General features: G+C 33.7%; 14 protein-coding genes. 9 read left to right on the top strand and 5 right to left on the bottom strand.

Annotation, left to right across the window (positions count from 1 at the left end):
• The first annotated feature begins 74 nt into the window (after positions 1-74).
• The 3 genes from JJ844_02155 to JJ844_02145 all read left to right on the top strand — a co-directional run bounded on the left by JJ844_02155 (position 75) and on the right by JJ844_02145 (position 2,195).
• On the top strand, positions 75-1,400 hold the full coding sequence (locus JJ844_02155; GenBank protein ID MBO6974480.1) for an aminopeptidase P N-terminal domain-containing protein: 1,326 nt from the start codon (positions 75-77) through the stop codon (positions 1,398-1,400).
• Positions 1,401-1,459: 59 nt separating this feature from the next.
• Entirely contained in the window at positions 1,460-1,612 is a 153-nt protein-coding gene (locus tag JJ844_02150) for a hypothetical protein (protein ID MBO6974479.1), read from the top strand.
• A 106-nt stretch (positions 1,613-1,718) separates the two neighbouring features.
• On the top strand, positions 1,719-2,195 hold the full coding sequence (locus tag JJ844_02145; GenBank protein ID MBO6974478.1) for a 30S ribosomal protein PSRP-3: 477 nt from the start codon (positions 1,719-1,721) through the stop codon (positions 2,193-2,195).
• Positions 2,196-2,198: 3 nt separating this feature from the next.
• Here the strand turns inward: JJ844_02145 and JJ844_02140 are convergent, their stop codons facing one another.
• Positions 2,199-2,603 carry a F0F1 ATP synthase subunit epsilon gene (locus JJ844_02140; GenBank protein MBO6974477.1) on the bottom strand — a complete coding sequence of 135 codons (405 nt, stop codon included), beginning with the start codon at positions 2,601-2,603 and terminating at the stop codon, positions 2,199-2,201.
• 40 nt (positions 2,604-2,643) lie between these two features.
• Positions 2,644-4,104, bottom strand: a complete 1,461-nt coding sequence (gene atpD, locus JJ844_02135) for a F0F1 ATP synthase subunit beta (GenBank protein MBO6974476.1) — start codon at positions 4,102-4,104, stop codon at positions 2,644-2,646.
• 219 nt (positions 4,105-4,323) lie between these two features.
• On the opposite strand from atpD, the gene groES reads away from it, so the two are divergent.
• Complete coding sequence (groES, locus tag JJ844_02130; GenBank protein ID MBO6974475.1) at positions 4,324-4,635, top strand: co-chaperone GroES; 312 nt, start codon at positions 4,324-4,326, stop codon at positions 4,633-4,635.
• Between the two features lie 51 nt (positions 4,636-4,686).
• A complete protein-coding gene (gene groL, locus JJ844_02125) occupies positions 4,687-6,324 on the top strand; it encodes a chaperonin GroEL (protein MBO6974474.1) in 1,638 nt (545 codons plus the stop codon).
• Positions 6,325-6,394: 70 nt separating this feature from the next.
• On the opposite strand, the gene secG is transcribed toward groL, so the two are convergent.
• Positions 6,395-6,622, bottom strand: a complete 228-nt coding sequence (gene secG, locus JJ844_02120) for a preprotein translocase subunit SecG (GenBank protein ID MBO6974473.1) — start codon at positions 6,620-6,622, stop codon at positions 6,395-6,397.
• Positions 6,623-6,645: 23 nt separating this feature from the next.
• Positions 6,646-8,268: a 2,3-bisphosphoglycerate-independent phosphoglycerate mutase gene (locus JJ844_02115; protein MBO6974472.1), complete on the bottom strand. Its 1,623-nt coding sequence runs from the start codon at positions 8,266-8,268 to the stop codon at positions 6,646-6,648.
• A gap of 136 nt (positions 8,269-8,404) precedes the next feature.
• Between JJ844_02115 and pyrR the strand changes: the two genes are divergently transcribed.
• On the top strand, positions 8,405-8,941 hold the full coding sequence (gene pyrR, locus JJ844_02110) for a bifunctional pyr operon transcriptional regulator/uracil phosphoribosyltransferase PyrR (protein MBO6974471.1): 537 nt from the start codon (positions 8,405-8,407) through the stop codon (positions 8,939-8,941).
• A 7-nt stretch (positions 8,942-8,948) separates the two neighbouring features.
• Here pyrR and JJ844_02105 read toward each other — a convergent pair whose 3' ends face one another.
• Positions 8,949-10,517, bottom strand: coding sequence for an Hsp70 family protein (locus JJ844_02105; protein ID MBO6974470.1), 1,569 nt, complete (start codon positions 10,515-10,517; stop codon positions 8,949-8,951).
• Between the two features lie 99 nt (positions 10,518-10,616).
• Between JJ844_02105 and JJ844_02100 the strand changes: the two genes are divergently transcribed.
• From JJ844_02100 to JJ844_02090, 3 genes are all read left to right on the top strand, one after another.
• Positions 10,617-10,853, top strand: a complete 237-nt coding sequence (locus JJ844_02100) for a DNA-directed RNA polymerase subunit omega (GenBank protein ID MBO6974469.1) — start codon at positions 10,617-10,619, stop codon at positions 10,851-10,853.
• Positions 10,854-10,855: 2 nt separating this feature from the next.
• Positions 10,856-11,227 (top strand): DUF1818 family protein, encoded by a 372-nt coding sequence (locus tag JJ844_02095; protein MBO6974468.1) that lies wholly within the window; start codon positions 10,856-10,858, stop codon positions 11,225-11,227.
• A gap of 308 nt (positions 11,228-11,535) precedes the next feature.
• A complete protein-coding gene (locus tag JJ844_02090; protein MBO6974467.1) occupies positions 11,536-11,790 on the top strand; it encodes a DUF2811 domain-containing protein in 255 nt (84 codons plus the stop codon).
• The last annotated feature ends 5 nt before the right edge of the window (positions 11,791-11,795 follow it).

The following is an 11,795-nucleotide window of genomic DNA, read 5'->3' as shown; positions in this document are numbered from 1 at the left end:
TAAAATAGATTAGTTACTAAATCTGTATTAATTCATTCTTCCATTTTTTTTTAAAACACGCCAATACACAATCTATGCTTAAACCTGAAAATAAAGTTTTTGAAGAAAGAAGAGAAATCTTCCTCAACAAATTAAATGGAAAAGCTGCTATTATCCCAGGTGCTAATCTCGTAAAGCATCATGCTGATTGTGAATATCCTTTTAGACAAGATAGTAATTTTTGGTACTTAACCGGATTCGATGAGCCAGATGCAATCGCTCTTTTCTTATCGCATAGGCCAAAGGGAGAGAGATTTATTATGTTTGTTGCTCCTAAAGATGTTATAAGCGAAGTCTGGCACGGCTTTAGATGGGGTTTAGAAGGCGCTGAAAAAGAGTTTAAGGCTGATAAGGCTCACTCAATAAACGAATTAAGAGATTTACTTCCAGGTTATATAAATGGTTCTGATGAACTTGTTTTTTCAATTGGTAAGCATCCATCTATTGAGAAAATAGTATTAGATATATTTGCTCAACAACTTGAAAATCGTTCAAGGGTGGGGAATGGAGTGAATTCTATGAAATCTCCAGAAATTTATTTAAATGAGATGAGATTAATTAAAAGTGAATTTGAAATTAAGAGAATGAGAGAGGCTATACAAATTTCCGCAGAAGCTCATGAACTGGTTAGAGAATCTATCTCCTCTAAGAAAAACGAGAGACAAATTCAGGGTCTTTTAGAGGGATTCTTTCTAGAAAATGGAGCAAGAGGACCTGCTTATAATTCAATTGTTGCTTCAGGGGATAATGCATGTATTTTGCATTACACTTTAAATAATTCACCCTTGAACAAGGGGGATTTATTATTAGTAGATGCAGGATGCTCACTTACGGATTATTACAATGGTGACATAACAAGAACTATTCCAATAGGCGGGAAATTTTCTAAAGAACAGAAAATAATCTACGAAATTGTCTTGCGAGCACAGAAAAATGCAATTCAAAGCGTTGTGACTGGGTCAAACTCTAGTGCTGTTCATAATGTTGCTTTAACAATTTTGATAGAAGGGTTAAAGGAAATTGGTTTGTTGTCGGGCAGTACTGAGGAGATAATTGAGAATAAATCATATAGACATCTTTATATGCATAGAACTGGACATTGGCTCGGTTTAGATGTTCATGATGTTGGAGCCTACAGAATGGGAGATTATGAAGTGCCACTACAGAATGGAATGATTCTAACTGTGGAGCCAGGTATTTATATAAGTGATAGAATCCCCGTTCCTGAGGGCCAACCAAACATTGATGATAGATGGAAAGGCATTGGGATAAGAATTGAAGATGATGTTCTAGTGCAAGATCAAAATCCAGAAGTTTTAAGTATTGCTGCACTTAAAGAAATTTCTGATCTAGAATTTTAAAATTTGACTTATCTAGTTAATAGATCTATTTTTTATAAAGTTTAAAGCTTAAAATGAAGATGTCAGATTCCTACGATTCGAAACTCTCACAAGCGAGAGGCTTAGCAAGTCAACTTGGAATGTTTGCTGAAGAAAACGACATTCCTAAAGATCTTTGGGATTCATTAGAAGCTACCATTTATGATTTTTATCAGGTTTCTTATGATAGATAATAACTCTGATTTGAAAGTATCCTTAACTAAAATCAAGAGATTTTGAATAAATAAATCAAAATGTGTCCATAAACTGATAAATTATTTATTGAATATAAATAATTGAATGACCTCATCAGATAAGTTAAATCAAAATTCAACAGAAAAAAAAGAAAAAAGTAGTGATCACCCAAAATCTAAAAATTCTTCTCCTAATTCAGGAATGATGGGTGCCTCAGCTGTATTAGCAGCAGCTACGATTGATGAAGATGGAGTGCCTACTGGTTATACCCCTAAGCCTGACGAAGGAAGGTTTATTATTAAAGTACTATGGTTACCTGATAATGTTGCTTTAGCAGTTGATCAAATAGTAGGTGGAGGTCCAAGTCCTTTAACCGCTTATCAATTTTGGCCAAGAGATGATGCTTGGGAAAAATTAAAAAGTGAACTTGAGAATAAAGGGTGGATAACAGATAATGAGAGAGTTGAAATACTGAATAAAGCTACAGAAGTGATAAATTACTGGCAAGAAGAAGGTAAAACAAAAAAATTAGAAGAAGCGAAACTTAAGTTTCCTGAAGTTACTTTCTGTGGTACTGCTTAAAAGTTAGTTTTTTGCAGCTTGAATTCTTGCCTCAGCCTTTGAAATTTCTTTAAGAGCTTTTATTTTTTCTGGATTTTTTTCATTTTCAGAAAATTTACTAATTGCTAATTTTGCTTCTTTAAGATCTTGTTCAGCTATCTGAACATTAACTTCAGAACCAATTTCTGCATTGTTAACTAAAACTATTACTTCATCTGATTCGATTTCAGCAAAGCCTCCCATTAAGGCTATTGATTTCCACTGAGAATTCATTCTTAGTCTTAGAACTCCAATATCTATAGCCGTAACTAAAGAAATGTGTCCTGGTAATACACCAATTTGACCAGTAGTACTAGGCAGTATTACTTCTTCCGCCTCGCCTTGATAAACATTTTTATTAGGAGCTAAAACTTTAAGAGAAATTGCCATTAATTTAAAATAATTGAAGGTTTAAAATATATTTAGATATCTATTTTTCTGACTTTATTTTTTCAGCCTTTGCTTTAACTTCATCAATATTGCCAACTAAGTAGAATGCCTGCTCGGGTAGGTCATCTAATTCACCTGATAAAATCATATTGAAGCCAGCTATGGTGTCTTCTAGTTTTACATATTTACCAGACATTCCTGTAAATATTTCTGCCACGAAGAAAGGTTGTGAAAGGAATTTTTCAATTTTTCTTGCTCTATCAACTGTTAATCTGTCTTCTTCAGAAAGTTCATCTAAACCAAGAATTGCAATAATATCTTGTAATTCTTTGTATCTTTGGAGAGTTGATTGAACGGCTCTAGCAGTTTTGTAATGTTCATCTCCAACAACAGAGGGTTGAAGCATTGTGCTTGTTGAGTCTAATGGGTCAACAGCTGGATAGATACCCTTAGCTGCAAGAGCTCTTGCAAGCACAGTGGTAGCATCTAGATGGGCAAAAGTTGTTGCTGGAGCTGGATCAGTCAAGTCATCTGCAGGTACATAAACAGCCTGAATGGAAGTTATTGAACCCTCTAATGTAGAAGTAATTCTTTCTTGTAATTCACCAACGTCAGTCCCTAGAGTTGGTTGGTAACCCACAGCTGAAGGCATTCTTCCAAGTAAAGCTGATACTTCAGAGCCAGCTTGAACGAATCTAAAAATATTGTCAACAAAAAGTAGAACATCTTGTTTGTTTACATCTCTAAAATGTTCAGCCATTGTTAGTGCAGATAAGCCCACTCTCATTCTTGCCCCAGGTGGCTCATTCATCTGTCCAAAGCATAAGGCAACTTTTGATTGAGTTAAATCATCTGCATTAATAACGCCTGATTCTTTAAATTCTTCATATAAATCGTTTCCTTCTCTGGTTCTTTCACCAACACCCCCAAAAACAGAAACTCCTCCATGTTCCTTTGCAATATTATTAATTAATTCTTGGATAAGAACTGTCTTACCAACACCAGCTCCTCCAAATAATCCGACTTTTCCTCCTTGCCTGTAAGGAGCTAAAAGGTCAATAACTTTTATTCCTGTTTCAAAAACTTTTGGCTTGGTTTCGAGGTCAGTTAATTTTGGGGCAGATCTATGAATTGGTGCAGTATCTTTAGTTTTTACAGGACCTTGTTCGTCTACTGGTTCTCCTAAAACATTGAATATTCTTCCTAAAGTAGCTTCTCCAACAGGTACAGATATTGGCGCACCTGTGTCAATTGCCTCCATGCCCCTTACAAGGCCGTCAGTGCCACTCATTGCAACTGCTCTAACTCTATGATCACCTAGTAGTTGTTGAACCTCTGCAGTGAGCGCTATTTCTTGCCCAGCAGGATTTTTTGCTTCAATACGTAAAGCATTTAATATTTTCGGCAATTTTCCTGCTGGAAATTCTACATCGAGAACTGGACCAATTACCTGGCGTACTACGCCTTTTGTTTGTGAAGAAGTTGATGGAGTTGCTACCATTTTTTATTGATTGGTGAAGAATAGCTGATTATTTACAGCTCATAATCCGAAAATACTACCACCTCATGGGTAAATTCGTTAAATGGGTTCGGCCACCCGCACAGTTGAAGTGTGGTTGAATTGCTGCTTCACAGATTATGTTGTTGATGATACGGACTGAGAATTTCTCTTTCCATTTTTATGACGCAAAGCGTCTCAACCATGATCCTCCATTAATCTATGGCAGCTGTTTCACTTACAGTCTCTACAGTAAAACCACTGGGAGATAGAATATTTATCAAAGTTTCCGCATCCGAGGAAAAAACTGCTGGGGGCATTCTTTTGCCTGACACAGCTAAAGAAAAACCACAGGTAGGAGAAGTTGCTCAGGTAGGCCCTGGGAAACTTAATGAAGACGGTTCTCGACAAACTCCAGAAGTGAGTATTGGCGATAAAGTCTTGTACAGCAAATATGCTGGCACAGACATTAAATTGGGAGGAGATGAATATGTCTTGCTCTCAGAAAAGGATATTTTAGCTGTAGTAGGCTAAAATATTTGTTTCAAAAATTATTAAAACTTATTATTAAATTGCTGCCTAAATATGGCTAAAAGAATTATTTACAATGAGCAAGCTCGTAGAGCGCTCGAGCGAGGAATTGATATCCTTGCAGAGTCTGTGGCGGTAACGCTTGGACCAAAAGGAAGAAATGTTGTCTTAGAGAAAAAGTTTGGTGCTCCACAAATTATTAATGATGGTGTCACAATCGCTAAAGAGATTGAATTGGAGGACCATATTGAAAACACAGGGGTTGCCTTAATCAGACAAGCTGCTTCGAAAACTAACGATGCAGCTGGAGATGGTACTACAACCGCAACTGTTTTAGCCCATGCAATGGTCAAAGCAGGTTTAAGAAACGTTGCAGCAGGAGCTAATGCAATCACCTTGAAAAAGGGAATTGATAAAGCTACTGAATTTTTAGTTGGTAAAATTGAAGAAAATTCAAAACCCATCAGCGATAGTAATGCTATTGCTCAATGCGGAACCATAGCAGCTGGAAATGATGAAGAAGTTGGTCAAATGATTGCCAACGCAATGGATAAAGTTGGTAAAGAAGGTGTTATTTCCCTTGAAGAAGGAAAATCAATGACAACTGAATTAGAAGTTACTGAGGGGATGCGATTCGATAAAGGTTATATTTCACCTTATTTCGCAACTGATACTGAGAGAATGGAAGCTGTTTTAGATGAACCATATATCCTTCTGACTGATAAAAAAATTGCCTTAGTTCAAGATTTAGTTCCAGTTTTGGAACAAATAGCTAAAACTGGTAAACCACTAGTTATCATTGCAGAAGACATAGAAAAGGAAGCTTTAGCTACTCTTGTCGTTAATAGATTAAGAGGTGTCTTAAATGTTGCTGCAGTTAAAGCGCCTGGATTCGGTGATAGAAGAAAAGCAATGCTTGAAGATATGGCTGTTCTAACTAATGGTCAGCTCATTACTGAGGATGCAGGCTTAAAATTAGAGAATGCTACAATTGATATGCTTGGTACCGGTAGAAGAATAACTATTAATAAAGAGACTACAACCATAGTAGCTGAAGGAAATGAGCAAGCTGTCAATGCTAGATGCGATCAAATTAAGAAGCAGATGGATGAAACAGATTCCTCCTACGACAAAGAAAAGCTTCAAGAACGTCTAGCAAAATTAGCTGGAGGTGTAGCAGTGATAAAGGTTGGAGCTGCTACTGAAACTGAGATGAAGGATAAAAAACTTCGTCTTGAAGATGCTATCAATGCTACAAAAGCTGCTGTTGAAGAAGGGATTGTACCTGGAGGAGGAACAACTCTTGCTCATTTATCACCAATTTTAAAAGAATGGGCTGATAAAAATTTAGTTGGAGAGGAATTAATTGGAGCCCAAATTGTTGAAGCTTCACTTACAGCTCCTCTTATGCGAATTGCAGAAAATGCAGGTTCTAATGGTGCTGTAATTGCTGAAAATGTTAAATCCAAGCCATTTAATGATGGATTTAACGCCGCCACTGGAGAGTATGTTGACATGTCTTCCGCTGGTATAGTTGATCCTGCAAAAGTTACTCGTTCAGGACTACAAAATGCAGCTTCTATAGCAGGAATGGTTTTGACCACTGAATGCATAGTTGCAGATTTGCCAGAGAAAAAAGATTCACCTTCTCCAGCAGGCGCTCCAGGGATGGGCGGTGACTTTGATTACTAACTAAACAATAGTTAATTAATTACTTAATTTAAGAGATCATTTTAAATGATCTCTTTTTTTAATGGAAAACTTATGAGATCCAGCCAGCGCTAAGAATAATAGCAAGAGACAAAAATACAACTAAAAAAGTCCAAGTTATTTTATTGAGTGATGCTTCTGCACTACTTGCGCTATTGAACATTGAGCTTCCACTTGCTGCTATCCCCCCCATTCCATCACCCTTGGGACTATGGAGTAAGACTAAAAGTATAAGGAAAACTCCAAAAAATACCCAAATCCAACTAAAAATTTGAACCATTGATTTAAAAACTAGTACTAATTTTAGACGTGTTGTATGACTTTATTATAACCTGTTAATTCTACTTCTTTGATTAAAGATTTACCTGTCATTTCTTTTGGAATTGGGAGATTTAATAATTGCAATAAAGTTGGCGCAATATCTGCTAAGCCAGCATTATCCCTTAAATAAATATCATTCCCCATATTCGGAATTTTTCTTTTTTCACCTTCAATAAAAATTAAAGGAACTTTATTTATAGTGTGTGCTGTCCAAGGTTCTCCTGAAGGCCCTTTCATTACTTCTGCATTACCATGATCAGCGGTTATAAGAATGCTCCCACCCATTTCTCCAGTTGCATTAACTATTTGACCTACACATTTATCTACCTTCTCTATAGCTTTAATCGTGGCATTCATATTTCCTGTATGACCTACCATATCAGGATTAGCAAAATTGATTACAACAAAAGCATAATTTCCACTTTTAATAGCTTTAGAACAACTATTAGTTAATTCTTCTGCTGACATTTCAGGTTGTAAATCATAGGTGGCTACTCTTGGAGATGGAATTAGATGTCTCTCTTCTCCAGGTAAAGGAATTTCTACTCCTCCATTAAAAAAGTATGTAACGTGTGGATATTTTTCTGTTTCAGCTGTTCTGTATTGTTTGAGTCCGTTTTCTGAAACTATTTGGCCAATGAAATTATTAAGAGATTCAGGAGGAAATGCAACTTTGACGGGAAAGTTTATGTCATATTGAGTAAATGTAATTAAATCTAAATTTGGGAAAATTTTCCTTTCAAAATCTGTGAATTCCTTATCTGAAAGAGACTGGATTATTTGTCTTGCTCTGTCAGGGCGGAAGTTAAAGCAAATTAAACTATCTCCATCTTTAAGATAGTTTTCGGATATTCTTATAGGCTCTATAAATTCATCAGTTATGTTTTTGCCATAACTTTTTGTAATGTATTCTTTTGGAGAAATATCTGTTACTTTAAGATCTGGATCTGTCAAATTAGCATAAGCTCTTTCTGTTCTATCCCATAAAAGATTTCTATCCATCATCCAGTATCTTCCGCATATAGAGGCTATCTCACCAGTATTGTATTTCTTTATGCATGACTCTATTTGACTTAGATATTTAGATGCGCTTTTTGCAGGAGTATCTCTTCCATCGGTAATAATATGAATTGCTACTTTTTTGATTTCATTATCAGATGCCCATTTTATTAAACCTAATAAGTGATCTATATGACTATGTACCCCTCCATCAGAGCATAATCCCGTGATGTGCAAAGTAGAGTTGTTTTTCTTTAATGAATTAGCCATCTCCTTTAATTCATTAAGAATTCCTAACTGATTATTTTTTACTATATTCGAAATCCTTACAAGTTCTTGTTGGATTATTCTTCCCGAACCAATGGTAAGATGACCCACCTCAGAATTACCCATTTGACCATCTGGGAGGCCTACCTCAGATCCACTAGCGTTGATTAGAGTGTGAGGATATGCATGCCACAATGAATCCATGATTGGTGTATGGGCCGCTTTTATTGCATTGTTGGATGTATCTTCTCTATGTCCCCATCCATCAAGTATTGCTAGAACTACAGGGCTCTGCGGCACATTCAATTTATTTATATTTTTGCTGCTAATCTTTGACATATCTAGATCAAATTTATTTTTAAGTGATCCAATCTTCAATTTAGCTATAAAAGCTGCTCTTTAACAATCTATGTTTAATATAGTTAGCTTTTGCTAATTTATGAAATATTGAAAGAACTTTATTTATTGACAAATCATGTCTAATAAAACAAAAAGGATTGTAATACTTAATGAAGTAGATCTTAGAAAAACTCTTTCACGTTTAAGTTCCGAAATTATTGAAAAGGTAAAAAATCTAGATAATCTTCTTTTGGTTGGTATTCCTACTAGAGGCATTTATCTGACCGAAGTTTTAGAAAGAGAATTATTCTCTAAGACAGGTTTAAAAATTAAAAAAGGAATTATTGATCCAACTTTTTATAGAGATGATCAAAATAGGGTAGGAACTCGCCTAATAAAAGCCACTGATATTCCAATTCCTATTGAGAATCAAGAGATTCTTTTGGTAGACGATGTAATTTATACAGGGAGAACAATTAGAGCTGCAATGGATGCTCTATATTCATGGGGTAGACCTCAAAGAGTGATGTTATTAGTAATGGTAGATAGAGGTCATAGAGAGTTACCTATTCATCCTGATTTTTGTGGTAAGAAAGTACCAACTAGTAAAAAAGAAAGTATTAGTTTGCTTCTCAATAGTGTTGATAATGAAGAAGGAATTTTTCTTGAATAACTTTAGATCAATTAATATTTCCTAAATTATACTCTCCTAAAAACTCATTTTTATTATCGAAACATTTAACTAATAAGTCAGCTTTTTTTGAGATTTTGAAGAAAAGTGTTAAGTTATCTTCTCCAATATTAGATTTATTTTTTAGTTCTAATTTAAGTGGTTTTTTATCCCATTTTATTATTTCTTCTGCACTTTGAACTTCTGATAATTTTGGTAATCCATCTTCAAAAATCACATCATATTCTCTATCTTTTTTTGTTTCGCCAATTATTATTTCAAATATTGTTTGATTATTTTGACTAGCTTGAAGGACAAGCTTAAATGGGTTTTCAGTTGGCCAAGTTTGACCTTTACAAAAAATAGGATGCCAAAAGTGTTTTTGTTGTCTTTTATTTAATAATCTAATTGATAATCCTTTATTTAAGATGTCTTTAATTTTTACTCCTGGGGTCATGGCTAAAGCTCCAAGAGCTATTGATTCAATAGGTGGTGGGGACTTTATATCAACTTTTGGAATTTTTTGTCTTACCCACTCTTTTATAAGTGGTATTTGAGTTCCCCCTCCAACAAGGATAATTGCAAATAAATCATCAACTGTGCAAAATTTGCCTCTTGCTTCATTTAATAAATCTTTAAATAAAGAGTTAAGATGGTTTAAGAAATTATTCTCAATAATAATTTTTTCAAATATTTCTTTACTTAGGTAAAAATCTTTTTCTTCATTGCCTTCAATTAAAAATTTTATTGGGTATTCATTTTCATATTTTATTTGAGATGAGCTTAGTTTACATTTGATTTCTTCAGCCTTTAAAAGATTATTTTTAAATTTATTGTCTGGAATAAAATAATCTACAATCCATTGATCAATATCTTTACCGCCAATCTTTGAGCCAGTTTTACTAATTATTTCAGCGCACCTTATTTTTTGTTTTGAAATTGAGCTCACATCATTTCCTTTAAATTTTAATAATTCAGCTATCGGACCAGATTTACCTTCTCCCCCCTCTATTTTGACTATATTCATATCTACTGTGCTTCCTCCAATGTCTAATGTCAAAATTGTGGAGCCAAATGGCACCTTAACTCCTAAACTTGCTGCAGTTGGTTCATCAACTAGCGCTATTTCATCTACAGATAACTCTTCACAAAGGTTAACTAACCATTTTCTGTAACCTTTATATGTATCAATAGGAGCAGTTAAAACAAGTCTTTTGACTTCATATTTTTGAGGTATATTATCCCACAAAAATTTAAAAAATTTTTCGCCACATTCAGTGGGGTTTAATATATTTTTTAGATTAATTTTTTCAATAGGATTTCCGATTAATCTTTTAAAATTTGAATGGAAAAACAATTCTGAATTAGAGCAATTCCTCATCTGTAATGCGCTAATACCAATTTTCAAAATTTTTGAAGGTTCTTCGAACCAAACTGCTGTAGGCACAACTCCAGGAGATGATGTTATGTTTGGTATGTCGACTAAAACAGAATTGATATCTTTTTCATCTTGAAAAGCTATTACAGTATTAGTATTACCTAAATCAATTGCAAGCGTTCCAGATAAATTTTCTTCCATATGAAATTTTTTTGAATTAATTAAGTGCTTTTTGTAATTTATGTTTTTAATTCGTCCAATTAACTGTAAAATATACTTTAAGATAAATTAAACTTTTTAATGAACATATTAAATAATACTGGAATTGATTCTAATGATCTTGCAAAAAGAGGTGAGAGCCTAATAAGAAAATCGACTAATAGATATTTAACCACAGTTAAAATTGCTTTCAGGGCTAAACAAAGACGCTTTGATGATTTTGATGGATTATTAGAGGAGTCAACTATCAAACCTGTTCAAAGGTCAATTATTGAACTAAGCGATGAACAAGACCAACCAGATTTACTTCCTGGTTAATTTTGTTAAAAAAACAAAGCAGATGGAGATTGCTTAAAGATTTTAAAAAAGGCAAATTCTGTTTTTTGATTAGTGTTGATAATTGGTCAATTGAGTTACAAAAAAGTGAATTTCATTCCCTTTATCTTTCACTTCTAAAAATTTATGAAGAACTACTAGATATTAAAAATGAATTAATGGATGAAGAGTCTATTTCTTTAGAATTAGAACAACTACCTTGGTACATTAACTTAGAAGGAAAGAAGGATGAATGGAGTTTAAGGTTTATTTTTGAGAGTCAAGATCAAACAAGATCTTTTGAAATGTATTGGCCGATACCGTTAGCACAAAATTTATTTTATGAAACAAAAAAGATGTGGGAATCAATGAATTAAAAAATAAATAAAATTGGAAATTTTTTAAAAAAATTCCCCTTGCCCAAAACAATTTTTCACAACTTTTCCACAACTATTTTTAAAAAATTATTTAATGATCTAAAGAATGTGGAAAACTTCTGATTTTATATAATTCTTTATATTTAGTTGAGATTTATTTTTCAAAAATTAGTTTCCTTTAGAAACCCTGTGGTAACTGTATTCTCATTATTCTATTACCTGAGACTGTTTCTTATTGAAACTTGTTGACGATTTTGTAATTTTGAAGAAAACTTAATTGGTAAATATAAATTTAATAAATTTTGAATATGCAAAAACTAAATTTTGATGTTAATCAAGTAGCTTTAAATCAGAAGGATGATGAAGTAATTAGCTTTAAATGTGAACTGCAAGAAAATCTTCAAAAGGCTATGAAAGAATTTGTGGAGGAACATCCTAATTGGGATCAATATAGAATACTGCAAGCTGCTATTGCAGGATTTTTGATGCAAAAAGGATTTCAAAATAGGGATCTAACGAGACTATATATTGGAAATATGTTTTCAATGAATTTTAACGACTAAAAACT

The organism is Prochlorococcus marinus CUG1435 (assembly GCA_017644375.1).
In the GTDB taxonomy this organism is placed as follows: Bacteria; Cyanobacteriota; Cyanobacteriia; order PCC-6307; family Cyanobiaceae; genus Prochlorococcus_A; species Prochlorococcus_A marinus_AH.
Note: the sequence above shows the minus strand (reverse complement) of the source record. Positions and strands in the feature narration are given on the sequence as shown.

Bases quoted from the DNA above. Each gene is read 5' to 3' on its own strand.
- JJ844_02155 (MBO6974480.1), top strand. From the start codon at position 75: ATGCTTAAACCTGAAAATAAAGTTTTTGAAGAAAGAAGAGAAATCTTC.
- JJ844_02150 (MBO6974479.1), top strand. From the start codon at position 1,460: ATGTCAGATTCCTACGATTCGAAACTCTCACAAGCGAGAGGCTTAGCA.
- JJ844_02145 (MBO6974478.1), top strand. From the start codon at position 1,719: ATGACCTCATCAGATAAGTTAAATCAAAATTCAACAGAAAAAAAAGAA.
- JJ844_02140 (MBO6974477.1), bottom strand. From the start codon at position 2,603: ATGGCAATTTCTCTTAAAGTTTTAGCTCCTAATAAAAATGTTTATCAA.
- atpD (MBO6974476.1), bottom strand. From the start codon at position 4,104: ATGGTAGCAACTCCATCAACTTCTTCACAAACAAAAGGCGTAGTACGC.
- groES (MBO6974475.1), top strand. From the start codon at position 4,324: ATGGCAGCTGTTTCACTTACAGTCTCTACAGTAAAACCACTGGGAGAT.
- groL (MBO6974474.1), top strand. From the start codon at position 4,687: ATGGCTAAAAGAATTATTTACAATGAGCAAGCTCGTAGAGCGCTCGAG.
- secG (MBO6974473.1), bottom strand. From the start codon at position 6,622: ATGGTTCAAATTTTTAGTTGGATTTGGGTATTTTTTGGAGTTTTCCTT.
- JJ844_02115 (MBO6974472.1), bottom strand. From the start codon at position 8,268: ATGTCAAAGATTAGCAGCAAAAATATAAATAAATTGAATGTGCCGCAG.
- pyrR (MBO6974471.1), top strand. From the start codon at position 8,405: ATGTCTAATAAAACAAAAAGGATTGTAATACTTAATGAAGTAGATCTT.
- JJ844_02105 (MBO6974470.1), bottom strand. From the start codon at position 10,517: ATGGAAGAAAATTTATCTGGAACGCTTGCAATTGATTTAGGTAATACT.
- JJ844_02100 (MBO6974469.1), top strand. From the start codon at position 10,617: ATGAACATATTAAATAATACTGGAATTGATTCTAATGATCTTGCAAAA.
- JJ844_02090 (MBO6974467.1), top strand. From the start codon at position 11,536: ATGCAAAAACTAAATTTTGATGTTAATCAAGTAGCTTTAAATCAGAAG.